The sequence below is a fragment of the Nitrospina gracilis 3/211 genome, from assembly GCF_000341545.2.
GTDB classification, from domain to species: Bacteria; Nitrospinota; Nitrospinia; order Nitrospinales; family Nitrospinaceae; genus Nitrospina; species Nitrospina gracilis.
The window spans coordinates 323,838-348,454 of the sequence record NZ_HG422173.1 but is presented as its reverse complement, the minus strand read 5'-3'; the positions used below and the strand labels follow the sequence as shown (position 1 = coordinate 348,454).

Here is a 24,617-nt window from a genome sequence, read left to right as displayed (position 1 = left end):
GGGCAAGACCGTTCACTTCCCGTTTCTCTGCTTTTTGAACGCGCCCACAATGTCGAGTGCAATTTCCAGCGAGTACAATTCGTTGTCCACGGCCACGTTGCGCGGTGTGCCGTTCTGCACACAGTCCAGGAAGTGCTGGAGCTCCAGCTTGAGTGGGTTGTCCTTGTGCACGAAAATGCGTTCGATCAGCGATTCCTGCTTGTAACGCAGAGCGTCCTTGGTCAACTGGTGTTCGGAAGAAGTCTGGCGATGGACATAGATTTCCTGGTCGGTGTAATCGAGCAGGATGTAAGACTCTTTTTGTGTCACGGAAAGGGTGCGGATCTTATTCTGCGAGGCGCGGCTGGCGATGATGTTGGCCATGCACCCGTTTTCAAATTCCATCTGTACGTTCACCAGGTCATCCCGGTTGGTGAACACGGAAGTGCCCATGACGTTGATGCCGACCACTTTGGATTGCATGAGGTTGAGAAGGATGTCGATATCATGGATCATGATGTCCAGAACCACGCCGTCGTCCTTGATACGCTGGTTGAACGGGCCCATGCGTTTGCATTCCACAAAGATGGGTTCGTGCACCAGTTTGTGCAGTTCCTGCACGGCGCCGTTGAAGCGCTCGACGTGGCCGATGTGCAGGATGAGTTTGTTTTTCTCTGCGAGGTCAAACAACTCGCGGGCATGTTCGAGGTTGGTGGCGCAGGGTTTTTCCAGAAGGACGTGGACGCCCGCCTGCAGGAAGTCCTTGGTGACGGGATAGTGCAGGGCGGTGGGCACGGCCACCACGGCGACATCCACCTTGCCGAACATTTCCTTGTAATCGGAGACGGCAGTCAGGCCGTAACGGTTGCTGATCTCCCGGCACCGGTCCTCGTTGACGTCGGCGATATGTGTCAGTTTGATATCGCGCATTTCAGACAGGACGCCGACATGGTACTGCCCCATTTTTCCAATGCCGGCCACGCCGGCTCGCAGTGCTTCCATCAATCGATAAATCCTCGTTTGGAGTTCTTCATAAAATCAATAAGATATCGGATTTCGAGGTGCATTTCAATTTCCGCCTCAATCTTTTCAATGACCTGTGTCGTGTTCCACTCCGGACTGCGGATCAGTTTGATGGCGGTTTTGATGGCGGAACGCACATCCGGTTTCACCTCCCTGCGGCGCAGACCCACCGCGTTCAGGCCGACGAGCCTCGCGGGGTTTCCCGCCACCGTGGTGTAGGGCAGGACGTCCTGGTTGACGCCGGACATGCCGCCCACCATGGAGCCGGTGCCGACACGCACGTGCTGGTGGATCCCAACCTGCCCGGAAATGAAGGCGAAATCTTCCACCACGATATGCCCCGCCAATCCAGCGTAGTTGACTACAACCACGTTGTTGCCGACCTGGCAGTCGTGCGCCAGATGAGCGTAACCCATCAACATGCAATTGTTGCCGACACTGGTGGTGCCGTTTTCGTACCCGGAACGGTGAACGGTAACGTATTCGCGAATGGTGGTGTGATCGCCGATGCGGGCGAACGACACCATGTCGCTCTTGAAACCGGTGATCTGCGGCTCCCCGCCGATCTGCGCTCCCTGAAAAATGCGGCTGTGCTTACCGATGGTGCTGCCGGCCTCGATCAGCACATGCGGACCGATCTCGGTGCCCTCGCCGATGACCACGTTGGGCCCGATGATGCTGTAGTGTCCGATCGATACGCCGGGGCCGAGTTGGGCTTTGGGGTCGATGATGGCGGTATTCGCGATGCTCACTGTAGCGGTTCCATAAAGAAGGATTATGAACGAGGTCGACCGGCCGGCGGGATTGGGTTCGGGCTGACCGGGAACAAGACAAGGTACCGATAAATTTTAAACCCGGGTGGAAAACGTTTTCAATCTTTTCCCAGAACCGCCTGCAACTGTCCCTCACAGGCGAGGGCGTCACCCACCGTGGCCCTGCCCTGGAAGCGGAATAATTCGCCGCGCTGCTTGATCTTGGTCAGTTCCATGCGCAGGGTGTCGCCGGGAACCACGGGTTTGCGAAACTTGACACCATCGATCCCCGTAAACAGAACGGATGCGTGCCCTTCCTTGTTCAGGACGCGAAGTGCCAGGATACACGCGACCTGTGCCATGGCTTCGACGATCAACACACCGGGCATCACCGGGAACTCCGGGAAATGGCCGGGGAAAAACGGTTCGTTGTGCGTGACGTTCTTGATGCCGACAATGTGGCTGTCGTCATCACATTCAATCACCTTGTCCACCAGCAGAAAGGGGTAACGGTGGGGAATGATTTTCTTGATGTCATTGATGTCGAGCATGGTCTCCTCAGTTTGAAACGGGTGGGGCGGGGTCGCGACAGACGTCCGCGTGCCCTCGCACCTTATTTATTCATGCGGTTGTAGGTGTCGGTGGCGAGTTGGGTCAGGTCTGCCGAGTCATCGCTGTAAAACACCGTTTTCTGTTCCAGGATCATGGTCAGTTTCTTCTGCTTCCCGATCTTTTTGATGACGTCCAGCATTTTTTTCAGGATACGGTTGGTGATTTCCTGTTCCTTGCGGGCGAACTCGTCATTCCTGTCCTGAACGTATCGCTCCAGATCCTTTTTCTCCTGGATGAAGCGTTCCTCTTTTTTCTTTTTCAGGTTGGGGTCGAGGACAAAGCTCTGCTTGTTGATTTCTTCAAGCAGTTTCTGTACCCGTTTTTCCTTGAGGGCAATGCGCTTTTTTTCTTCCTCAAAGTCGGCTTTGAATTTGTTAAGCGCGTTTTTGAATTCCTTCGTTCGGGAAACGGCTTCCTGCATGTTGATGAAACCGATTTTGACGTCCGCCGCAAGGGCATGGGTGCCGGACAGGGGGAGTGATGCCCAGGCGAGTCCCAGCACCAGGACGCATTTCCATACGATTGCCAATCTGTCTCCAGACCTGTTCATGAAAACCTCTCTTGTGAAACGTCGTTAACGTTAAAATGCATTTCCCGCGGAGAAGTGGAATTCGGCGTTGCTGTCGCCCGGCACGGCATCGAGTTTTATGCCGTAAGCCAGGGATATGGGACCGAAGGGACTGAGAAACCGAACGCCACCACCGACACTTTGCCGCATGTCGAACGGATCCATGGTTCGCGATGTGGTCGAGACATCGAAGCCGGTTCCGTACACGTTGCCCCTGTCGTAAAAACCGAATATTCGAAACTCCCTGGTGATCGGGTACTGCAACTCGACGTTGATCAGCAGAGACTGATCGCCCCCCAGCGGATCGCCGTTGCGGTCCTTGGGACCGACCTGCCGGATTGTGAACCCGCGCAGGGAATTGGACCCACCCATGAAATAGTGTTCGAAAATCGGCAGGCCCTCACCGCCGTAATCCTCGGCGAACTGGACTTCACCGTGCAGGGCTAATACCAGTTGGCCGATCAGCGGGGTGTAGTAGGATCCTTCGTAGCTGGTCTTGTAGAAGTCCGCGCCGCCCAGAAAGCTGCCGGCGAATTCAAATCGTACCACATGCCTCGTGCCCTGTGTAGGGTTTAAAAAGTCATCCCGGGTGTCGCGGATGAAGGTGGGACCGATGCGGCTGGTGGTGCGTGTTCCGTTTCTCAGGAACACAGTCTGGTTCGCGGGTTCCACGTCCGAAACCTTCACTTTCTCAAAACGGTAGCCAATGCCCAGCCAGTCGGTTTCCGAAAGGTTTTTACCCAGGCGCAGGCCGCCACCCGTGGAACGGGAATCGAAGCTGAAGAAATTGGACCGGCGGTTGAACAGGTCGACCCCGAAAGAGATGTCGCTGTCGAACACCCGCGGATCCGTGAAGTTGAAATTGAAATTGGTGCGGCGTGCCGAAAGATCGGTTGACAGGTTCAGGCTGCGACCGGTGCCGAACAGGTTGTTCTGGGAGATGGAGGCGTTGAACACGACCTTTTCGACCGAACTGAACCCGGCGCCGAAGGTCACGGCTCCCGTGGGGCGTTCAGTGACGGTGGTGGTGAGGTCCACCAGTTCCGGGCTGTCGCCACGGTGGGTGTCGATCTTCACGTTTTCAAAAAAGCCGAGGTTGTTGATGCGCTGCTTGCTGCGTTTGAGTTTCTTGCTGTTGAACAGCTCGCCCTCTTTCAGGCGGAACTCGCGGCGGATGACGTTGTCTTGCGTCCGTGTGTTGCCGTAAACTTCCACTTTACCCACATAGACCTTGCGGCCGGGCGTGACTCCGATTTCGACATCGACGGTTTTGTTTTCGTCGTCCAGCCTGGTTCGGGGCAGGGCGTCGGCGTAGGCGTAGCCTTTTTCCGAATACAGTTCCGAAACGCGCAGCGCGTCCTCCCTCATTTTCGTGGCGTTGTAGATTTCACCCTTTTTCGACTCCACGACTTTCAGCAACTCCTCACGGGTGTACGTTTCGTCCCCTTCCACGGAGATGCCTCCCAGCCGGTACTGCTCTCCCTCCTGGATGCGGATGTCCACGTAGATTTCTTTTTCTTCCCGGTTGATCTCGATGGTGGGGTCTTCGATGCGGACTTTCAGATAACCGTGGTCATGGTAAAACGATTCCAGCCGCAATACGTCGATACGCAGGGTGTCTTTTTTATAAATTCCGGATTCGTCGAACCAGGACAGCCAGGTTTCGGATTTGGTTTCCATATGGTCTTCCAGGTCGTCGCCGTCGAACGCCTTGTTGCCGTGGAAACGGATCTCCTCGATTTTTACCTTCTCGCCTTCCTGGATTTGTATGACCACATCAACGAGACCGAACTCGTTCACCTTGTGCTGGATGTCGATTTTGGCAAGGAAATAAGCTTTCTCCTTATAGTGCTGAGTGAGTTTGGTGATGCTGTCCTGGATGAGGTGGTCGCGGAAGGTGGCTCCGCGCTTGAGAGCGATGAGCGGTCGCAGGTCCTCGGTTTTGATGTTGGAGTTGCCACGGAACGTGACGTCGCCGATGGAGGGAATCTCCTCGACGATGTAGATGACCTTCACACCGTCCCCCATCGGTTCGGTTTCCACGCGGATATCGGAAAACTGGCCGAGGCTGTAGATCTGTTCGATGTCGCGTCCGACGAGGGGCCGGGACAGCGGTTTGCCGACTTCGGTTTTAATGTAGTAAAGAATGGTGGAGGAATCCACGCGTTGGTTGCCCCGGATTTCCAGGCCGCTGACGGTAGGTGAGTCCTCGAACTGGGCGTGAAGGGGGGCGGCAAAAAGGGTGGTCAGCAGCAAGCAGAGATAAACGAGCGCAATCCGGCAAATCCGTGCCGGTGGACCTGACCGGGTGTGTTCAATTCGGCATCCGTCCAATGTCTTGCAGGAAGTGGGTTTTTCGGGCAAAAAAAAGTATTAAGCTTTACGGCATAAATAACCATAAAGCTTAATACTTTGTCTATCAAAAACAAGGGTTGGGAAATCCGGGTGCCGGGTAACGGCACCCAACACCGTTAAACGGTGTTGAGCGCCCCGGTTTTTTCGGTGAAGACGAGTTCGTCGTCTCCGAGAGTGATTTCCACCACGCCGCCCGATTTGAAGCGGCCTTTAAGCATTTCGTCGGACAGCACGTCTTCCAGGTATTTCTGGATGGCGCGCTTCAACGGCCGGGCGCCGAAGTTGCGGTCGTAGCCTTTTTCGGCCAGCCATTTCTTGGCGTCCTCGGTCATGTCGATGGTGAGTCCCTGCTGGATCAATTGTTCGTTCAACTGTCCAATCTGAATGTCGAGGATCTGCGTGACGTCCTCCAGGGTCAACGGCCGGAACACGATGACGTCGTTCAGGCGGTTGATGAATTCCGGGTTGAACGTTTTGCGCAGGTCCTGTTTCAGGTCCTTCTCCATCTTGTCGAAGCTCATGTCCACGTCATCCTTGTGGAACCCGAGAGATCCCTTGTCCAGCATCTTGGAGCTGATATTGGAGGTGAGGATGATCACGGTGTTCTTGAAATCGACGTTGCGTCCATAGCTGTCGGTCAGCCGGCCGTCGTCCATGATCTGCAACAGCAGGTGGAAGACATCCGGATTGGCCTTTTCGATTTCGTCGAACAACACCACGGAGTAAGGCTTGCGGCGGACCTTTTCGGTCAGCTGGCCGCCTTCTTCGTAACCCACGTAGCCGGGAGGCGCCCCGGTGAGGCGGGAGACGTTGAACTTCTCCATGTACTCGGACATGTCGAGGCGGATGAGTGCGTCGCGCTGGCCGAACAGGAACTCAGCCAGAGCGCCCGCCAGTTCCGTCTTGCCGACACCCGTCGGACCGAGGAACAGGAAGGTGCCGATCGGGCGGCGCATGTCCTTGAGGCCGGACCGCGAACGGCGGATGGCCTTGGTGATGGCCTCGACGGCTTCCTTCTGGCCGACGATCTTGTTGCCCAGTTCCTCCGCCATGTTGAGCAGGCGGGTGGACTCTTTTTCCTCGATGCGGTTGAGCGGAATGCCCGTCATGCTGGAAACCACCGCGGCGATGTCTTCCTCCGTGATGCTCGGCTCCTGAAGCTGGTTTTCCTGTTCCCAGCTGTTGCGGGCCTGTTCCAGCTTGGTGCGCAGTTCTTCTTCCTTGTCGCGCAGGTCCACGGCTTTCTCGAACTCCTGGTTTTCGATGCGCACTTTCTTCTCGCGCACCAGGGTGTCGATCTCGCGCTGGATCTGCCGCATTTCCGGAGACTGCGTGGCCTTGCGCAGGCGCACGCGCGAACCGGCCTCGTCGATCACGTCGATCGCCTTGTCGGGCAGGAACCGGTCGTTGATGTACCGGTCCGAGAACCGAACGGCGGTGACGATGGCGTCGTCGGTGATCTTGGCCTTGTGGTGCACTTCGTAAGGCACCTTGAGGCCGCGGATGATCTCGATGGTTTCCTCCACCGACGGCGGGTTGACGATGATCGGCTGGAAGCGGCGCTCCAACGCACCGTTCTTTTCGATGTACTTCCTGTATTCCTCGAGAGTGGTGGCACCCACGCACTGAATCTCGCCGCGGGAAAGCGCCGGTTTCAGCATGTTGGACGCGTCCACGGAACCTTCCGCGGCGCCGGCACCCACCAGGGTGTGCAACTCGTCGATGAACAGGATGATGTTGTCGTTCTGCGTGATCTCTTTCATGATGCCCTTCAGCCGGGCTTCGAACTGACCGCGGTACTTGGTGCCGGCGATCAGCGAACCCAGGTCGAGAGACACCACGCGCTTGTCGAACAACGAATCGGGAACTTCGCGTTCCACGATCAACTGCGCCAGCCCTTCGACGATGGCCGTCTTGCCGACGCCCGGCTCGCCGATGAGAACGGGGTTGTTCTTGGTGCGGCGGCTGAGAATCTGGATCACCCGCTCGATTTCCTTGGAGCGGCCGATAATGGGATCCAGCTTGCCAGCCAGCGCCATCTGCGTGAGATCGCGGCTGAATTCATCCAATGTCGGCGTCTTGCCGGCTTCGCGCGAGGATTCGGCGGGTTCTTTGAACATCTCCACCAGTTTTTCCTTCACGTCGTCGAAGTACATGCCGAAACTGTTCAGCACGCGGCAGGCCACGCCTTCTTTTTCTTTCAACAAACCCAGCAACAGGTGCTCGGTACCAATGTAATTGTGGTTCAGGGAACGGGCTTCCTCGACGGCGAACTCCAGGACTTTCTTGGCCCGCGATGTGAACGGGATGTCGCCGATGACAAGGGAATTGGAACTGCGAGGAAGGTTCTTCTCCAACTCCTGCTTGATCTGGCTGAGATCGACGCCGGATTTCTGAAGAAGCGCCACAGCAATGCCGCCTCCGTCCTTGATCACGCCCTGAAGAATGTGCTCCGTACCCAAATATTCATGTCGGTACAACTCAGCTTCTTCGCGCGCTAAGATGATGACTCGTCTGGCTCTTTCTGTGAATCGCTTAAACATGATGGTTCTTTCCAAAAGAGAATGAAAAACGGGTCTGCGGTGAAATCACCCAGAAACCTTCGATCCAAAAGGAGTTGTGAGGTTCTGCTGGTAATTCTATTAAGCATTTTAGCAAACCAACGCCATAATACAAGGATTATTTTCCCCGCGCATGTTCCGCCAACTTCTTTTATTACGGGCAATTATAAGATTTTTCCGTAAATGTGGCGATTTGGGCGCGATCCATTCCGGCCCTATTTAAAGATGCCGGAAAGGGCTAAATTTTATGGATGCGCCGTCCCGCACGCCGCCCTGCGGAGACCTCCGGGGTGGGTTAAAAGTAACCCGCATCGGGGTGAAAGCACACCACAGCGGCGGTGGTGCTGGGCGGATCGAACTCGTTGGCATCGGTCAGCTTGATGCCGAGGTCCTCGCAACCGAGAATCTCGTAAATGCGCTTGTTATTGATCAAATCCTCCAGTGCCGGGTAGCCGGGGCTGTAACGCTCGCCCGCCTTGTCCTTGGTGCCGGTGCGCTGGCGGAGCAATCCGTGCACGTACTCGGCGAAGTCCTCGGCGATGCGGTCGCCCAGGCCCTGCAGATACAACGCCGACTCGGAGTCGTTTTCGGCCTTGAAGGTATTGATCGCCTTCTCCAGGGTCGAACCGGCGGTGGTGATCTGCAGGCCCACTACGTCCATAACACCGGAATCTTTGGAATGAAAGTACTGCGCGACAGAAAATTTGTCGCGCTTGCCGTTTCTGGCCTTGCCGATGTTGACGGTCCAGGTGATGCGCCCCAGTTCGCTTTTGAGGTCTTCCGGATCGTAGATGATCAGCTCGTCGCCGTCGCCCTGCGCGGGCAACAACGCGAACCGCGCGCGTGGGATGATCCACTGGTTGGCGTCGGCCTTGTCGATCCATTCCTGCTGCAGGCGCTTGAGGTCTTCCATCGTCACGCCCTTCTTTGACCACGACGACTGCTTGCCGTATTTCCAGTTGAGTGAGAACAGGCTCTTGGAATCGATGACGTCCGACAGCTTCTTGAGTTTGAACTCGACCTTCTGGATGCCGTAGCCGTCTTTCACCGGCTGGTACTTTTTGAAATCGACCTTCCTGCGGTCGAGTGACTTCAGCAGGTTCGCCCGGTCTTCTTCCATGCCCTTGGCCTTCTTGTACTGGCGGATGAGTTTTTCGCGGTTCTCTTCCATGAAGGTTTTCAGCAGATCCTTTTCCTTCTCCACCAGCTTGTTCATGGTGTTGACGCCGTCCATGCCGCTTTCGCAATAGAACACCGAGGACAGGATGTCATCCAGCTCCTCCTGCCCGTGCATGGCGACGTACCCCGCGTGCCGGTCGTTGACCGGTGCGCCGCCGATGAGGATGGGTATCTCGTAATTCTGCTCCTTCAGCATTTTGGCGACGGTGATCATGTGGTTCGACGTCTGCACCAACAGCGCGCTCATGCCGATGGCGTCGGCTTTCTCCTTGCGCGCCGTCTCGACAAAGTTCTCCAGCGGCACCTGCACGCCCAGGTCGATGGCGCGGTAGCCGTAGTTTTCGAGCAGGGTCTTGGCTAGGTCCTTGCCGATGCTGTGTACGTCCTGATAGACGGTGCCCAGAACGACGGTGCCCTTGTAGTTAATGGCGTCCCCCGGCTCGACGCCGCTCGTGTGGCGCATCCAGGCTTCGAGAAACCCCATGACACTGCGCATGACGTCGGCGCTTTTGAGCAGGTGCGGCAGGCTGATCTCGCCCCGGCCGAATCCGTCACCGAGCTCGCGCATGGTCTTCATCAGGTAGTCGCTGATGAAAACCAGCGGTTCGTGCTTGCCAATGGTCTGCACCGCTTCCAGCACGATGCGGTCGGTGTACTCGTGCTTGAATCCCTGCACCTCGACCGTGCCTTTTTCCTTGTCCTTGTAGCCGTCGAAGATTTTCTGGCAGATGCTTTCCTCAAGCGACAGGTCTTCGTAGTTGGATTTCTTTTTGACTTTGCCCGATTTTTTCTGCTCGGCGATCTCCTCGAGTTTCTCGAACGCTTCCATGTCGCGTTCCAATACCACTTTGCGTCCCAGTTCCGCGTCTTCCGGCGGCAGGCTTTCCACCGGCACGTAGTGGTTGGGATTGAGGATGGCGCAGTCGAGTCCGCGTTTCCGTCCCTCATCGAGGAACACGCTGGTCAGCACCTTGCGCATGTACGGTTTCTTCGCCAAACCTGCCGTCAGGTTGCCGACACCGATGGAGGTGCGGAGATCGGGATGGATGGCCTTGATGCGCGGCAGGCTGTCCAGCGCTTCCAGCGAAAAGTTCATGCCTTCCTGCGATTCACTGCCGATGGGGTAGGCGTTGATGTCGATCAGGATCTGGTCCGGCGTGACGCCGTATTTCTCGCCGCACTGCTTGACGATCTCCGCCGCCAGATCGTACTTTTCGTCGGCGGTGATGGCCGGGCCCGACTCGCCGTTCACCAGCGCGATGTAGATCGGATGATGCTCCGCCGTCACTTTCAGCACCGCGTCGAGCTTTGACACGCCCGGCGCGTATTCTTCCAGCGAAATGGAGTTGATGATGGGCCTGCCGGGATAGGTCTTCAGTCCCGCTTCCAGCGCCTCGACGGAGAACGAGTCGATCACCATCGCGCCTTTGAAGTCGGTGGTGAGTTTGTGAATGACCTCGGGCAGAACGGTTTCGGTCTCGACGATGTTGGAGTCCATGCACACGTCGATGATGTCGATGCCGAGGTCGTCCAATTGCTCGCGCACCACGTCTTCCAGCTCTTCCATGCGCACGCCCTCGTCGTTCTCCACGGCTTCGCGCACTTTTTTACTGCCGCGCGCGTTGAGGCGTTCGCCGAAGCGCACCAGGCTTTCGGTGCCGTCCAGCAGAACCGCTTCCTGCGGGCCGGAGATGTAGGTCCGGCGGTCGATCTCGCGTTCCACTGGTTTGGCGTTGTCCACCATTTTGCGCAGGGCGCGGATGTGTTCCGGGTTGGTGCCGCAACAGCCGCCGATGATGTTCACGCCGTATTCATAGACGAAGGGTTTCATGATCTCGGCCATGGCCTCCGGCTCCAGCTTGTACACGGTGACGCCGTCCTCGGAGAACGGCTGGCCCGCGTTGGGAACGACGGACACCGGCAGGGCGCTCAGATGCGTGATGCGCTTGACCGTGTCCACCAGGTCTTCCGGTCCGACGTTGCAGTTCATGCCGAACACGGTGACGCCCATGCCCGCCAGTGCGGTGTAGGCGGCGTGGATGTCGGTGTTGAAGATCTGCATCTTGGAAAACCCGTCCACCGTGACCTGGGCGATGATGGGCAGGGTCTTGCCCTTGTTCTGGAAGGCGCGTTGCGCGCCGATGACCGACGCCTTGGTCTCCAGGATGTCCTGCTGGGTCTCGAACAGGATGACGTCGGCGCCGCCATCGATCATGCCTTCCACCTGGATGCGGTTGTTGTCCACGATCATGTCGAAGGTGGCCTTGGCCAGGTTGGCGTCGGTGCTGGAGACGACGTAGTTGGACGGGCCGATGGACCCGGCCACGAACAGCGGCCGCCCGTCGTAGCCTTCCGAGGCTTTGTAGCGCTCGATGGCCTGCCGGGCGATTTTGCATCCCTCCACGTTCAGGTGGTAGGCGATGGCTTCCAGGTCGCCCTGCTTCAAATCCAGCCCGGCGGGGGCGGCCTGCATGACGTCCTGCTTGATCTTCGCCCAGTCGAACTCTTTCAGACGCAGGGGCGACGCGCCGAAGGTGTTGGTCTCGATCAGGTTCGCGCCTGCATCGAGGTATTTGAAGTGTATGTCTTCCAGCCACTCCGGCCGGGAAAAGGTCAACAGGTCGGTCAGCATGCGGAACAGCGACCCGCCAAAGGTCTCGTCGGTGACGTCCAGGTTCTGCACCATGGTGCCCATGGCGCCGTCGAGAACCAGAACGTGGTCTTTCAAAGCGTCTTCAAACTTCATAAGCTCCCGTAATCAATGAGTTTGCAATATTTTGCGTGGTGTGTCGATGTAATCGGTGAAGTCCATACTATATATGATACGCTGGAAGGGAACAAGGTGCGGACATGGTCCAACTCTTTTTCAGAAGGGGCTAACTGCTTATGTCAAAACCCGTTACGCGACCCAAAACTTTCGGGATTGTCTGTCTGGGCCTGCTCTGGCTTTTGCTTGAGGGATGTGGCTGGGCCAAGGACCGGGACTACAGCAATCTCCTTGAAAATCAACTGAAATACCCGAAGGACCTGCAAATCACCATCTTCGCCGAGGTTCCGAAGGCGCGCCACATGGCCTACGATGACCAGGGAGTGCTGTTTCTGTCGCAGACCAAGGCCGGCAAGGTGGTGGCCCTGCCGGATGCGGATGGGAACGGCAAGGCGGACCGGGCGGTCCCCATCATGAAGGGCGGGAACGGACCCCACGGCCTGGCCTTTCTGCAATTGGATTCGGGTTATTACCTCTATATTGCGGAAGAGAACCGGGTGGTGCGGTTGAAACGCACCGCCAAACCCTTCACCTTCGGCGAGCCGGAGGTGATTGTCACCGGAATCCCCACCGGCGGGCACTCCACCCGCACCATCAAGTTCCAGGATGGCAAGCTGTACCTGTCGGTCGGCTCGTCCTGCAACGTGTGCATCGAGGAGCACCCCTGGCGTTCGGCCATCATCCGTTTCGACGTGGATGGCAAAAACGGAGAAGTGTTCGCGCGCGGCCTGAGGAATTCCGTCGGTATCGAGTTTTCGCCCTACACCGGCGAGTTGTGGGGCGTCAACAACGGCCGTGACTGGCTGGGCGACGACCACCCGCGGGAGGAGCTCAATATCATCCGCCTGGGGAAACATTACGGCTGGCCGTACTGTTATGAGGACCGCGTGTCCGATCCGGATTTCGGCGACCGGTACGACTGCAGGTTGACCGAACCCCCGGCGCACACCTTCACCGCCCACATGGCCCCGCTGGGCCTCGAGTTCTATAAAGAAGGAGCCCTGCCTGCGCGGTACAACCACAGCCTGTTCGTCTCGTTTCACGGATCGTGGAACCGGTCGGTGCCCGCCGGCTACCAGGTTCGGCGACTGCAGCTGGACGCCGAGGGCAACATTCAGTCCGACGAGGTGTTCATCGAAGGCTGGTTGCAGAAGGACGGCTCCAAGGCCGGACGGCCGGTGGACTCGATCGTTTCACCCAAAGGCGAACTGCTGGTCTCCGACGATTACCTGGGTGTGGTGTACCGCATCACCGGGAAATGAACCCGAAGGAAATCACGGTTTGTTTTTCGTGTTGGCGGAAACGGGCTCGCCGGACCAGTCGCCGAACAGCATTTCAATCGTGGAGGGCACTTCCTTCACGCAACGGAAGCCGACGTCCGGCTTGCGCAGGATGGGGTGCAGGTTTTCGCGGTAGGACACGCGCGACTTGAGCGCCACCACCTTTTTGTATTCCTTCTCCGGGAAATGCCCGACGCCCATGTAGGACAATCCGCGCACCACCACGACATCCTTCGGGAATTTCAGGTTGGTGGCGGTGTTGCCGGAATAGGGCAGGTAGTAATCCCAGATCCATTCCCACACGTTGCCTATCATGTCCTCAACCCCGTAGGGGCTTGCGCCGTCCGGGTGCTGGCCGATGGGTTCCAGCCCGTGTCCGCGTTTCCTCCGAGCGGACTTGCTGACATTGGCCTTGGAGAAATCGAACTGGTTCCCCCAGGGGTAGTCGATGACGTTCGGTCCGCGCGCTGCCTTTTCCCATTCCATCTCCGTCGGCAGGCGTTTGCCGGCCCACTTGGCATAAGCCGCGGCGTCGTAAAAATTCACCTGCGTCACGGGATAATGGTCGCGGCCTTCAGGGTACTTCGGGCCGTCCCAGTCGGGCGGCGTGCGGTGGTCGGTGGCCTGCGTGAAGATGTAGTACTGAAGGTTGGTGACTTCGTATTTGTCGATGTAGTATGCGGGCAGGTGTACGCGATGTTGCGGCGACTCGTCTGCGTACCACGGTTTGTTGAGTCCAAGCGAAAGCGCATGGCCTTTCTCATCGACTTCGTCCGTCCCCATGCTGAAGTAGCCCTCGGGGATCAGCACCATGCCTTCCGGCGCGGGCGGCGTGCAGGCGGCGAATGACCACAACACCAGTATGCACAGCCAGAGTTTTCCGACCGGTTCCGGTTTGTGCTGGCGGCAGAGGTTCATGGTTGCCTCGCGTGTTTGGCGGGAAGGTGGCATCTCTTACCAGTTTACTATATCCTTTAAGGGAACGCATGAAGGAACGCGGGAGGGGACAGCCTGCCATGACAGAATCACAGACCACGCAAAGCGACCGGGTGCCGCGGGAAGCGATCCAGAAAGACGCGCTCACGGCATTCGGCATGGGCCCGGTTCCCGGCGAGTTGGTGGAATCGATCCGCGCCCTCGGCATCACTCACCCGCTGGTGCTGATTCCGTATGAGGACGGATTTTGCGTGGTGTGCGGCCACCGCCGCCTCGAAGCGGCGGAGTTATTGGGACTGGACACGGTGCCGGCCCACCTGGTGGAACCGATGCCCGAAGCCGACCGCCTGATGTGCAACCTGCAGGAGAACCGCGCCCACCGCCGTTACACCGACATCGAAAAAGGCCGCATCCTGCACCGCCTGCGCTCCGCGGGTATCGAGGAGACGGCGCTGGTGACCGAGGTCCTGCCGATCTTGGGTGAGCCGAAAACCAGAAGGCGGGCGGTCGATCTTTTGAGCGTGCATGTGTTTGCGGAATCCTTCCAACGCCTCATGCACGAACTGAACATCCCTCTGCGCGTGTTTGTGGTGATGACGAAGTGGGGGGACGCCGACCGCGCCGCCGCCGAACACCTGTTCTCCCAACTGCGGCCGGGACACAATAAGTGGCGCTCCGTGCTGGAAATGGTGGATGAGATCGCCACGCGCGATGCCATTGCGCCCGCTGATGTGTTGGTACACGCGGCAATCTTGAAAACGCTTGAGGACGCCTCGCTTCCCTCCAACGAGAAGTACGACGCGATTTTTTCCCGCCTGCACGCGAGACGGTATCCACACCTGTCGGATCTCCAAAGCCGGGTGCGGAAAGCCGCAGAGCGGTTGCAGTTGGACCCGAAAACGAAACTGAAACTGCCGGAAAATTTCGAGCAGGATCTTGTAAAAATCGAATTGAAGTTTTCTACTGAAGAAGAGCTTACCCGCCAGGTGGAAAAGCTGTTTGGTGCCTGCGACGCGGAAGCGCTGAAAGAACTCCTGCGAACCCTGAAAGATCCTATTGCATAAGGACGCGCCGATGGACGCGAAATCCCCGCCCTTTCCTGAATCCTTAAAAGCCCTGATTGGAGCCGTCGAAAAGGAAACGCACTGGAGCCCCCAGCGCGCCGCCCAGATTTTGCGCGAAGCGGACATCACCCAGCAGGAACTCATGCCCTGGGCGTTTTTCGATCACCCGGCGAAGGACAGCTACGGACGCAAGCTGGTGCACGACGGCGGGCATTACGAGATGATGGTGATGTCGTGGAACCCCGGCGACGTCTCCGCCCTGCACGACCACGGTTACGCGCAGTGGGGCGCGGTGAAGGTGTTCGGTCCGGCGGAGCACGCCTCGTTCTGGCTGATCAACGGCGAGCTCCACACGCAGTCGCGCACGCGCCTGAAGCCCGGCGACGTTCTGCACGTCGGCCACGAGTGGGTGCATCAGATGGGCAACACGTCGGGAATCCAGTTCCTCACGTTTCATCTGTACGGATGCGTCGGGCGGCGCGGCGGCATCACCGCCAACGCGCGCGTGTTCGATCTCGACGCCAACCAGGTACACCTCACCAACAACGGCGTGTTCTTCGCGCTTCCCGAGTCCGCCATCAGCGCGCGCATTGCCGGACCCATGCCGGATTTCATGACGCACTTCCGCCACCAGGTTGAATTGAAGCACCGCCTCGATCGCATGCGCGCCGCGTCGGACACGCAATCCCTGCCGCCTCTCCTGGACACGCGCGACCAGCGCGTTACGGACGACCTGTTTGACGCGAGGCACTGGGACGCGTTCGAGCACGACCTGTTTCTTCATGTGGACACCGGCACCGGGTGCATGACCGACCTTGGCTACTGGCAGAGACTGCGGCAGGAGGTGCAGACCGTCGCCGAACTTCAGGAAAAACTGCGTGAGGAAGCCGACAACGGCGATCCCTTCGACACCTACGCGGAGTTGTACGACGCGGTGGTGGGCGAGCCGTGCCTCGACAGCTTCATGGAAAGCTACCTGGAGTTTGCTTTCCGCAAGTACCGTCTTCTCAACAAGGGCGGGCGGTTTTTGTCACTGGGATGCGGCACGGGCATGGTGGAGAACCACCTGGTGCGGCGCGGTCGCGTGCCGAAAGACCGCATGCACGGCATCGACAAGTCGCCGGCGATGGTGAAGGTGGCGAAGGAACGCATCAATGCGTGGGAAGGCGACCTGCTGGAGATCGACGAAGAAAACGCGTGGGACGTCACCTACAACGGCCTCAACGTGTTCCAGTACCTCCGGCCGAAAGAAATGGAACAGGCCATTCGCGTGGCCGCGCGCATCACCCGGCCCGGCGGGTATTTCGTCGGCGACTTCATCACTCCGGACCACATTCGCGTCTATCCGCACGTCATCCGCTCGAACTGCGGCAACGTCATCTCGCTCCGCCAGCCGGAATTGATCGAGCAGGAAGGCCACATCTTCCAACGGAGTGCGATCTTGAACGTGAGCCGTTTGCACGGCACGTTGCAGATCACCGATGAAGGACGCCACTTGCGTTGCCTGCCGTCGGTGACGCGCGTGCGCCGCTGGTTTGAAGAAGCCTTTCAAGGGCAGGTGGAAGTGTACGACGCCGCGACGCTCCATCCCCTCGACCCCTCCGACGAAACCTGCTGGTCCACCCGCTACCTCGTCATCGCGAAGAAGAAGTGACCGGGTCACACCCGGAGGAAGCTGGGTAATGCCCGGTGGGCGAACGAGGAGGCGTGATTCCTTCCATTGGCAAACCTACAAGGACGGGTTAAGATAATCCTATCCTCAATTAAGGAGACGCGGATCATGAAACTCCATGTACTGATTGAACAGGATGAAGACGGCATGTATGTGGCGGAGGTGCCTGCATTGCCGGGATGCCTGTCCCAGGGCGCGACGCAGGAAGAAGCCGTCGCCAACATCAAGGAAGCCATCGAAGGCTGGATGGAAGTGATGGAGTCCAAGCGCAAGATCGATCCCACCCAAATGATCGAGGTTCTTATTTAGTGAGTCCTTCCTTGCCGCGTTTTTCCGGTGCTGATGTCGTCAAAAAATTAGAACGGGCGGGTTGGAAGGTGGAACGTCAAAAAGGCTCGCATGTCATGATGGTCAAGCCGGATTATGAATACACACTCTCCATTCCCCAGCACAAAGAAATCGGAATCGGCCTCCTGAAGAAACTGCTTCGCCAGGCAAATATTACCTCTGAAGAATTTCGAAATTTGTGACAAGGTCACGCGTTCACCGCTTCCTTGATCTTTTTCGCTAACGGTTCGGTGACGCCGGGGAGTTTTTGCAGGTCTTCCAGCGAGGCGTGCTTGATGTTCTCCAGACTGCCGAAGGTTTTGAGCAGGAGGAGATGCCGCTTCTTGCCGATGCCGGGAATGTTCTGCAATGGCGACTTGAGCGCGTTCTTGCCGCGCAGACTGCGGTGGTAGTCGATGGCGAAGCGGTGCGCCTCGTCGCGCACGCGTTGCAGTAAAAACCTGGACGGCGAATTTTCCTTGAACCACACCGGCTCCTTTTTCCCCACCAGGAACACTTCGTCCGTGTCGAGGTTGGTGCGGAACTTGCCCTTGGCGATGCAGGCGAGATCGATGCGCCCCTCCAGCTCCAGGCTCTCCAGCACTTTATAACCGGTGTTGAGGTGACCCTTGCCGCCGTCGACCAGGATGAGGTCGGGGAGCGGTTTGTCTTCGTCGAGCAACCTCGCGTACCGTCTTGTCATCACTTCGGTCAGCATGGCGTAGTCGTCGATGCCCTCCACCGTCTTGATCTTGAACCGCCGGTACTTGCTTTTCTCTGCTTTCGCGTTGTGGAAATAGACCATCGATCCCACCGCGTGCGTGCCGCCGATGTTGGAGATGTCGAAACCCTCGATCGTCTTCGGAAAGTTTTTGAGGCCGAGCGTCTCGCGCAACTCCTCCAGACTGCGCGTGGCGACGTCGCCCTTATCCATCTCGGCGCGCATGGCGAAACGCGCGTTCTCTTCCGCCATCTGCACCAGCGACCGCTTCTTGCCGCGCTGCGGGATTTCGATCTTCACCCGCGCCTGCCGCTTTTCGCTCAGCCAGTCCTCCAAGAGTTCGCGGTCCTCGATCTCCTGCGACACCAGGATCTCCGAGGGCAGGATGGTTTCGTCGGCGTAGTACTGCTTGATGAAGGATGCAAGGGTTTCCGCGTCGTCTTCCTCGTTCGGGTTGTTCATCTTGAACAGTTTTTCTGCGAGGAGCTTGCCGTTCCGTACGATCAGCACCTGCACCATGGTGGCTTTCGATTCCGTGTAGCAGGCGAGGACGTCCTGGTTCTCCATGCCGGTGGAGATGATGCGCTGCTTGTCGAGCACCGTGTTGACGGCCTCGATCTTGTCGCGGAACACCGCCGCTTCCTCGTAGCGTTGTCCTTCCGACGCGGCGTTCATTTTTTCTTTCAGGCTGTCGATGAGTTCCGTGTTTCTGCCCTTGAGGAACAGGATGACGTCGTTGACCACCTTGGCGTAGTCTTCCGGTGAAACGAGCGACGCGCACGGCGCGAGACAGCGTTTCATGTGGTAGTTGAGGCAGGGCCGCCGCTTGGGCGTACCGTCGAGTTCGTCACTGCTCTGCCTCAGCGGAAAAATCTTGTAGATGAGGCGGATGGTCTCCCGCACCTCGCGCACCATGGTGTAGGGACCGAAGTACGTTGCGCCGTCTTTCTTCACCCGCCGCACCACTTCCAGGCGCGGATACGTCTCCTGTGTGGTCAGCCGCAGGTAGGGGTAATGCTTGTCGTCCTTCAGCATCACGTTGTAGCGCGGCTGATGCTTTTTGACGAAGTTGCTTTCGAGGATCAGCGCTTCCTGCTCGGTCTTGGTGGTGAGGAACTTGATGTCCGCCACCTTGCGCACGAAGATGCGCGTGCGCGGCGCGTGGTCGCGCGACTCGGTGAAGTACGACCGCACGCGGGGGTAGAGCGACTTGGCCTTCCCGATATAAAGGATTTCTCCGGCCTTGTCTTTCATGATATATATGCCGGGAACTTTCGGGATGGTTTTCAGAATGTCTTTTATGGAATCACTCGGGGGCAAGGCGACCTTCCTTTAAAAACGCTTCGGACCGCGCTGTTGTGTGCGTCCCGTTCTCTCTTCAATTATATAGCACGCGTTTCACCTGCCGCCAGTCCCCCGCCTGCGGATGCGCCATGAACCCTTCAAAGACGTGGGGGATTGTTCTTCTCTGGGCCCTGCTGTGGGGCGTCCCGGTCCACGCCACCGGCACGCTCGATACGGTGCGCGAACAGGGCGTCCTGTTGTGGGGCGCCGATGCCGAAGGCGGTGCGCCGTACGTTTTTCCCGATCCCGAAAACCCCTCCCGCCTCATCGGGTTTGAAGTCGATCTCGCCCAGGCCATCGCGCACGAGCTCGGCGTCACCGCGCGCATGGTGCAGAACGACTGGAGCTCGCTGATCCCGGCTCTCCAGCGTGGCGACTTCCACATGGCGATGAACGGCCTTGAATGGACCGAAGAGCGCGTGCGCGCCGTGAACCTCTCGCGCCCGTACTACATCTACGAACAGCAACTCGTGGTGCGCGCGGACGACACGCGCATCGACAAGCTGAGCGATCTTGACGGCATGACCGTCGGCACGCTGGTGAACTCGGTCGCCCACTCCATCCTCAAAAAAATGGAAGGCGTCACCGTGCGCGTGTACGAAGGGCAGGTGGAACCGTACCGCGATCTGAAACTGGGCCGCAGTGACGCGGTGCTATTGGACCTGCCGATCGCGTTGCATTACGCCGCGCCGGACCCGGCACTCCGTTTCGCCGGACCGCCGGTGAGGGAGGGGCTGTACGTCATCGCCGTGCAAAAGGGAGACGACGCGTTCTTGAACGCGGTCAACGCCGCCATCGGCAAACTGTACGACGACGGCACCCTGCAATCGATTTACCAGAAATGGAATCTGTGGAACGACACCCAGCGCGCGCTGGTGGAGGAAGATCACACGGCCAGGCGGGTGTTCGACTTTGACGAGGATCAAGCCATGCAGGAATATTTGTTGATACTGATGAAAGGCGCGGGCATGACGGTGGTCATTTCCGTGCTCGCCATGGCACTGGCGGTGGTGCTGGGGCTGGTGCTGACCGGCATGCGGCAACTGGGCGGCCCCTTGTTGCGCGGCTTTGCCGCGGCGTATATCGAGATCGTGCGCGGCACGCCGCTGTTACTTCAGCTTTACATCATCTATTACGGCCTGCCCAACATCGGCATCCGCCTCGACGCGTTCACCGCCGCTGTCGTCGGGCTGGGCATGAACTACGCCGCGTATGAAGCCGAGGTGTACCGCGGCGGATTGAAGGCCGTGGCGAAGGGGCAGTGGGAGGCGGCGTTGTCGCTCGGCATGACGCCGTTCCTGATCTACCGGCGCATCCTTCTGCCGCAGGCGGTGCGCGTGGTTCTGCCGCCGGTCACCAACGATTTCATCTCGCTGTTCAAGGACACGTCGCTGGTGTCCATCATCGCCATCGTCGAGCTGACGAAAAGCTACAACATGCTCGCCGTTTCCTCCATGCGCTTTCTGGAACTGGGCTTACTCACCGGCCTGCTGTATCTGATGATGGCTTACCCGCTGTCGTTGCTGTCCACGCGTCTTGAGCGGAGGTTGCAGACGGCATGATCCACGTCGAGGGCCTGACCAAGTGCATTGGCGACCACACGATTTTGCGCGGCATCGATCTGGACGTTCCGACCGGCGGCGTGCACGTGGTGATCGGTCCTTCCGGCGCGGGCAAGAGTTGCCTACTGCGTTGCATCGCCGCACTGGAGCCGTTTGAGGAAGGCCGCGTTCGCGTCGATGATCTGGAAATCGCGGGAACCGAAACCGACGGACACCGTGCGCCGGATCCGAAACGCGTTCGCGCCCTGCGCATCCGCGTCGGCATGGTGTTCCAGCAGTTCAACCTGTTTCCGCACATGACGGTGCTGCAGAACCTCATCGAAGCGCCGGTGCAGGTGCTGGGCCTTCCGCGTGCGGCCGCTGAGGAAAAAGCCCGTGCTCTGCTCGGCAAGGTGCACCTGCACAACCTGTCGCACCGCTATCCCGGCGACCTCTCCGGCGGCGAACAGCAGCGCGTCGCCATCGCCCGCACGCTGGCGATGAATCCCAACTGTGTGTTGATCGACGAACCGACCTCGGCGCTCGATCCGGAAATGGTGGGGGAAGTGTTGCGTGTTCTGCGCGAACTCGCCGACGAGGGGATGACAATGCTCATCGTCACGCACGAAATGGATTTCGCACGCAGTGTGGCCGACCGGGTGGTGATGCTCGACCGCGGCGAGGTGGTGGAAGCGGGCGAACCGGCGCAATTCTTCTCCGCCCCGGCAACGGACCGCGCCCGAATTTTTTTAAAAAGGCTTCTGGAACGCTGATATACTTGGGGGCTTGTTGCGGAACCCGGTTAAACCTTTATAATTGAACGCCATGCAGACACAAGGCAAACAGCGCGGATTCTGGGGGTCGCGTCTGGGATTCATCCTCGCCGCCTCCGGTTCGGCCGTCGGGCTGGGCAACATCTGGAAGTTTCCCTACATCACCGGCGAAAACGGCGGCGGCGCGTTCGTGATGATTTACCTCGTCTGCATCCTGATCGTCGGCCTTCCCATCATGCTGTGCGAGTTCACCATCGGCAGGCGCACCAACCTGAATCCGGTCGGGGCCTTCAACATGCTGAAACCCGGCACGCCGTGGGTGCTGGTCGGGTACATGGGCGTGCTCGCCGGATTCCTGATCCTTTCCTTTTACGGCGTGGTCGGCGGCTGGACGCTGGCCTACGTGGTGAAATCCGTGACGCACGTCGTGGATCACTTTGCGTCGTCGGCGGAGGCGGGTGCGTTCTTCGGCCAGTTCATCGCCAATACGGGCGAGATCATGGTGTACCACACACTGTTCATGGCACTGTGCATGGCCATCGTGTACCGGGGCGTGCACGGCGGCATCGAGCGTGCCTGCGACATCCTGATGCCGACGCTCGTCATCATGCTGTTCCTCCTGATGATCCGCGCTCTCACCCTGCCCGGCGCGGAAGAGGGGGTGAAGTTTTATCTTTATCCCGACTTCAGTAAAATTACAGGGCAGACGGTTTTACTGGCGATGGGCCAGGCGTTCTTTTCGCTCAGCCTCGGCATGGGCTGCCTCATCACCTACGGCAGTTACCTGTCGCCGAAAGAAAACCTGACTTCCTGCACGTTTTACGTCGTTCTGTTCGACACCATGATCGCACTGCTGGTGGGGATGGTGATCTTTCCCGCCGTGTTCGCCATGGGACTGGAGCCCGAAAGCGGACCGAGCCTGGTTTTCAACGTCCTTCCCGCCGTGTTTTCGAGCATGCCGTTCGGCACGCTGGTGTCGATCGTTTTCTTTGCGCTGTTGACCATCGCCGCCATCACCTCCGCCATCTCGTTGTTGGAATCGGTGTCCGCCTACTTTATTGACCAGCGCGGCTGGCCGCGGCAGAAGGCGGTGATCGTGACCGGCGTGGTCATTTACCTGTTCGGCATCCCCTCCGGCTTGTCCTTCGGCGTGATGCAGGACGTGACTTTTTTCGGCATGACCTTTTTTGACGTGGTGGACAACCTGTCTTCCAATTACCTGCTGCCGCTGGGGGGCATGCTGACCGCCGCCTTTGTCGGTTGGGTGTGGGGCACGAAGGAAGCACACAGGGAGATCGAACGGCATGAAACCACCTTCCACTGGGCGCGCTACTGGGAGTTCGTTCTGAAGTACGTCAGTCCCGTGGCCGTGGCCATTGTCTTCATCACGCATTTCCTTCCTGCTGACTGAAAACTGCGGTAATTCAAGCTGAATTTTCCGCAACCGTTTCCCGCGCCGATTTTGTCCGCCTGTTTGTTTTGACAAAGTGGTATTTCGCCTTAAAATTGAAAAAGATGTAAACGGAGCCGGGTCTTGCCCGGAAGGTGGCGCCCCAACCTTGCAAACCACGGGGCGGTGGACGGGGCTGGAAAAGGCTTTTGTTTTGACATCAAACGTGGGAAAATTTTTTGAATTGAAACCGGTTGCATTATTAGAAAACAAAATCAAGTATTAGAATGGCTTACGGGTTGGCTGGTGCAACCGGCACACACCGGAAAGGGAACGCTTCCATAATTCAGAATGGGTTTCGGGAACCGCACATTTCATCCAGATCTTCCTGAACAAAGGAAAACAGGATTGAGGAGTTCCGGTGCAAAAACTTAAAGCCTACATCAAGGAAAACATCAGCGAGGTGATCATCCTGGCCATCCTGCTCGGGGTGGTGGTGATCAATTATTTCATCTACTCGAAGATCGCTTTCCTCGACATGTTCTACCTGCTTGCGGTGCTGGCCGGGTATTACATCGGCCGGCGCTTTGCGGTGCTGGGCGCGTTTCTCGCCATCCTGCTGGTCTGGTATTTCCTTCTCGCCAACCAGGACCAGCCCATCACCATCGAAAGCCGTTTCGACTTCAACATGAACATGACGGTCTGGGCGTCGTTCCTCATCCTGGCGGCGTGGCTGATCGGCACCCTCACGGAAAACCTGCGCAAGGAATTGAAGGAAAGCAATCGTCTGCGTGAAGACATGCAGAGGGACCGCATTCTCCTCAACATCACCAACGCGCGCCTGAACGAATACACGCAACACCTTGAAGACAAGGTGGCCGATCGCACCCGCGAACTGGAACAGAACAACAAGGACCTGCAAAACTTCGCCGCGATCGCGTCCCATGACCTGAAAGAACCCCTGCGCAAGATCTTGGCTTACAGCGAAATGATCGAGCAACAGGAACCGGAGATCGCGCAGGAAATCGACTCGTTCCTGCAGCGCATGCGCAAGGCGGTCGCCCGCATGGAGGACCTGATCGACGGTCTCATGAAGCTTTGCCGGGTGTCCCAGAGCAGCCAGATGCTGGAGGAAACCGACCTCAACCGCGTCCTTCGGGAAGTGGTGCAGGATCTGGAAGTTCGCGTCGTGGAGACGCAGGCGGAAATTCAGGTCAACCGTCTGCCGGTGCTTCATGCCGACCCGTTTCAGATGCAGTTGCTGTTCCGCAATCTCATTTCGAACTCACTCAAGTATCGCCGGATGAACCTGCCGCCGAAAATTTCCATCGGTGTTTTGTACGAAAACGAGGACGAATACCAGTTCTATGTCGAGGACAATGGCATTGGTATTCCCAAAGAAAACATCGACATGATTTTTCTGCCGTTCGAACGTCTGCATTCGAGGGACAAGGTGGAGGGGTCGGGCATCGGTCTGGCCATCTGCCGCCAGGTGGTGGACCGCCACAAGGGCGAACTGAAAGTCGAAAGCGAAGTCGGGCGCGGTACGCGTTTTCTCATCCGCCTGCCAAAAGTGGAAGTCGCCCACGTCGAAGCAGCTTAAGATTCTTTCCTTCCTCCTTCTTCATTCCTGCAGGGCCATTCCATTACCGCCGGGTTAGGGCCGGAAATCCATGAAGAACACCCGTCCGGAATCGGGGTGTACCCGCATTATGGGGTTGGCCCGGTCTTTCCCGGCCCAGGTTCCGAAGCATTCTCCTGAATAAGAGGTTT

18 protein-coding genes are annotated in these 24,617 nt (G+C 58.2%); 9 read left to right on the top strand and 9 right to left on the bottom strand.

What is annotated here, in order from left to right:
- Positions 1 to 12 precede the first annotated feature (12 nt).
- The 7 genes from TX82_RS01620 to TX82_RS01590 all read right to left on the bottom strand — a co-directional run bounded on the left by TX82_RS01620 (position 13) and on the right by TX82_RS01590 (position 11,775).
- Positions 13 to 981 (bottom strand): Gfo/Idh/MocA family oxidoreductase, encoded by a 969-nt coding sequence (locus TX82_RS01620; protein WP_005006113.1) that lies wholly within the window; start codon positions 979 to 981, stop codon positions 13 to 15.
- On the bottom strand, positions 981 to 1,754 hold the full coding sequence (gene lpxA, locus TX82_RS01615; protein ID WP_005006111.1) for an acyl-ACP--UDP-N-acetylglucosamine O-acyltransferase: 774 nt from the start codon (positions 1,752 to 1,754) through the stop codon (positions 981 to 983). Before lpxA ends, TX82_RS01620 begins: the two co-directional genes overlap by 1 nt.
- Before the next feature lie 119 nt (positions 1,755 to 1,873).
- Complete coding sequence (fabZ, locus tag TX82_RS01610) at positions 1,874 to 2,305, bottom strand: 3-hydroxyacyl-ACP dehydratase FabZ (RefSeq protein WP_005006109.1); 432 nt, start codon at positions 2,303 to 2,305, stop codon at positions 1,874 to 1,876.
- Positions 2,306 to 2,367: 62 nt separating this feature from the next.
- Positions 2,368 to 2,895 (bottom strand): OmpH/Skp family outer membrane protein, encoded by a 528-nt coding sequence (locus tag TX82_RS01605; protein ID WP_187291889.1) that lies wholly within the window; start codon positions 2,893 to 2,895, stop codon positions 2,368 to 2,370.
- 51 nt (positions 2,896 to 2,946) lie between these two features.
- Complete coding sequence (bamA, locus tag TX82_RS01600; protein WP_005006106.1) at positions 2,947 to 5,190, bottom strand: outer membrane protein assembly factor BamA; 2,244 nt, start codon at positions 5,188 to 5,190, stop codon at positions 2,947 to 2,949.
- Between the two features lie 215 nt (positions 5,191 to 5,405).
- Positions 5,406 to 7,832 carry an ATP-dependent Clp protease ATP-binding subunit gene (locus TX82_RS01595; RefSeq protein ID WP_005006103.1) on the bottom strand — a complete coding sequence of 809 codons (2,427 nt, stop codon included), beginning with the start codon at positions 7,830 to 7,832 and terminating at the stop codon, positions 5,406 to 5,408.
- Between the two features lie 313 nt (positions 7,833 to 8,145).
- Entirely contained in the window at positions 8,146 to 11,775 is a 3,630-nt protein-coding gene (locus tag TX82_RS01590; RefSeq protein ID WP_005006101.1) for a homocysteine S-methyltransferase family protein, read from the bottom strand.
- A 140-nt stretch (positions 11,776 to 11,915) separates the two neighbouring features.
- Between TX82_RS01590 and TX82_RS01585 the strand changes: the two genes are divergently transcribed.
- Positions 11,916 to 13,058, top strand: coding sequence for a PQQ-dependent sugar dehydrogenase (locus TX82_RS01585; RefSeq protein WP_005006099.1), 1,143 nt, complete (start codon positions 11,916 to 11,918; stop codon positions 13,056 to 13,058).
- A gap of 12 nt (positions 13,059 to 13,070) precedes the next feature.
- Here TX82_RS01585 and TX82_RS01580 read toward each other — a convergent pair whose 3' ends face one another.
- Complete coding sequence (locus TX82_RS01580; protein ID WP_005006097.1) at positions 13,071 to 13,994, bottom strand: formylglycine-generating enzyme family protein; 924 nt, start codon at positions 13,992 to 13,994, stop codon at positions 13,071 to 13,073.
- 98 nt (positions 13,995 to 14,092) lie between these two features.
- Here TX82_RS01580 and TX82_RS01575 point away from each other — a divergent pair, with 98 nt between their 5' ends.
- The 4 genes from TX82_RS01575 to TX82_RS01560 all read left to right on the top strand — a co-directional run bounded on the left by TX82_RS01575 (position 14,093) and on the right by TX82_RS01560 (position 17,278).
- Positions 14,093 to 15,076 carry a ParB/RepB/Spo0J family partition protein gene (locus tag TX82_RS01575; RefSeq protein ID WP_042250292.1) on the top strand — a complete coding sequence of 328 codons (984 nt, stop codon included), beginning with the start codon at positions 14,093 to 14,095 and terminating at the stop codon, positions 15,074 to 15,076.
- A 10-nt stretch (positions 15,077 to 15,086) separates the two neighbouring features.
- Positions 15,087 to 16,730, top strand: a complete 1,644-nt coding sequence (locus TX82_RS14905) for a methyltransferase domain-containing protein (RefSeq protein WP_005006094.1) — start codon at positions 15,087 to 15,089, stop codon at positions 16,728 to 16,730.
- A gap of 126 nt (positions 16,731 to 16,856) precedes the next feature.
- A complete protein-coding gene (locus tag TX82_RS01565) occupies positions 16,857 to 17,057 on the top strand; it encodes a type II toxin-antitoxin system HicB family antitoxin (RefSeq protein ID WP_005006092.1) in 201 nt (66 codons plus the stop codon).
- Complete coding sequence (locus TX82_RS01560) at positions 17,057 to 17,278, top strand: type II toxin-antitoxin system HicA family toxin (RefSeq protein ID WP_005006091.1); 222 nt, start codon at positions 17,057 to 17,059, stop codon at positions 17,276 to 17,278. Before TX82_RS01565 ends, TX82_RS01560 begins: the two co-directional genes overlap by 1 nt.
- A 5-nt stretch (positions 17,279 to 17,283) precedes the next feature.
- On the opposite strand, the gene uvrC is transcribed toward TX82_RS01560, so the two are convergent.
- Positions 17,284 to 19,116: an excinuclease ABC subunit UvrC gene (uvrC, locus tag TX82_RS01555; RefSeq protein WP_005006090.1), complete on the bottom strand. Its 1,833-nt coding sequence runs from the start codon at positions 19,114 to 19,116 to the stop codon at positions 17,284 to 17,286.
- A 113-nt stretch (positions 19,117 to 19,229) separates the two neighbouring features.
- Between uvrC and TX82_RS01550 the strand changes: the two genes are divergently transcribed.
- The 4 genes from TX82_RS01550 (at position 19,230) to TX82_RS14900 (ending at position 24,447) form a co-directional block, all read left to right on the top strand.
- Entirely contained in the window at positions 19,230 to 20,702 is a 1,473-nt protein-coding gene (locus TX82_RS01550) for an ABC transporter substrate-binding protein/permease (RefSeq protein WP_005006089.1), read from the top strand.
- Positions 20,699 to 21,454, top strand: coding sequence for an amino acid ABC transporter ATP-binding protein (locus TX82_RS01545; RefSeq protein WP_005006088.1), 756 nt, complete (start codon positions 20,699 to 20,701; stop codon positions 21,452 to 21,454). The genes TX82_RS01550 and TX82_RS01545 overlap by 4 nt, the downstream gene beginning before the upstream one ends.
- 52 nt (positions 21,455 to 21,506) lie before the next feature.
- Entirely contained in the window at positions 21,507 to 22,865 is a 1,359-nt protein-coding gene (locus TX82_RS01540) for a sodium-dependent transporter (RefSeq protein WP_005006086.1), read from the top strand.
- A gap of 400 nt (positions 22,866 to 23,265) precedes the next feature.
- Complete coding sequence (locus tag TX82_RS14900; protein ID WP_005006082.1) at positions 23,266 to 24,447, top strand: sensor histidine kinase; 1,182 nt, start codon at positions 23,266 to 23,268, stop codon at positions 24,445 to 24,447.
- The last annotated feature ends 170 nt before the right edge of the window (positions 24,448 to 24,617 follow it).

Excerpts from the sequence above, each read along its gene's own strand:
- TX82_RS01620 (WP_005006113.1), bottom strand. The coding sequence starts at position 981 with ATGGAAGCACTGCGAGCCGGCGTGGCCGGCATTGGAAAAATGGGGCAG.
- fabZ (WP_005006109.1), bottom strand. The coding sequence starts at position 2,305 with ATGCTCGACATCAATGACATCAAGAAAATCATTCCCCACCGTTACCCC.
- TX82_RS01595 (WP_005006103.1), bottom strand. The coding sequence starts at position 7,832 with ATGTTTAAGCGATTCACAGAAAGAGCCAGACGAGTCATCATCTTAGCG.
- TX82_RS01590 (WP_005006101.1), bottom strand. The coding sequence starts at position 11,775 with ATGAAGTTTGAAGACGCTTTGAAAGACCACGTTCTGGTTCTCGACGGC.
- TX82_RS01585 (WP_005006099.1), top strand. The coding sequence starts at position 11,916 with ATGTCAAAACCCGTTACGCGACCCAAAACTTTCGGGATTGTCTGTCTG.
- TX82_RS01580 (WP_005006097.1), bottom strand. The coding sequence starts at position 13,994 with ATGAACCTCTGCCGCCAGCACAAACCGGAACCGGTCGGAAAACTCTGG.
- TX82_RS01575 (WP_042250292.1), top strand. The coding sequence starts at position 14,093 with ATGACAGAATCACAGACCACGCAAAGCGACCGGGTGCCGCGGGAAGCG.
- TX82_RS14905 (WP_005006094.1), top strand. The coding sequence starts at position 15,087 with ATGGACGCGAAATCCCCGCCCTTTCCTGAATCCTTAAAAGCCCTGATT.
- TX82_RS01565 (WP_005006092.1), top strand. The coding sequence starts at position 16,857 with ATGAAACTCCATGTACTGATTGAACAGGATGAAGACGGCATGTATGTG.
- TX82_RS01550 (WP_005006089.1), top strand. The coding sequence starts at position 19,230 with ATGAACCCTTCAAAGACGTGGGGGATTGTTCTTCTCTGGGCCCTGCTG.
- TX82_RS01545 (WP_005006088.1), top strand. The coding sequence starts at position 20,699 with ATGATCCACGTCGAGGGCCTGACCAAGTGCATTGGCGACCACACGATT.
- TX82_RS01540 (WP_005006086.1), top strand. The coding sequence starts at position 21,507 with ATGCAGACACAAGGCAAACAGCGCGGATTCTGGGGGTCGCGTCTGGGA.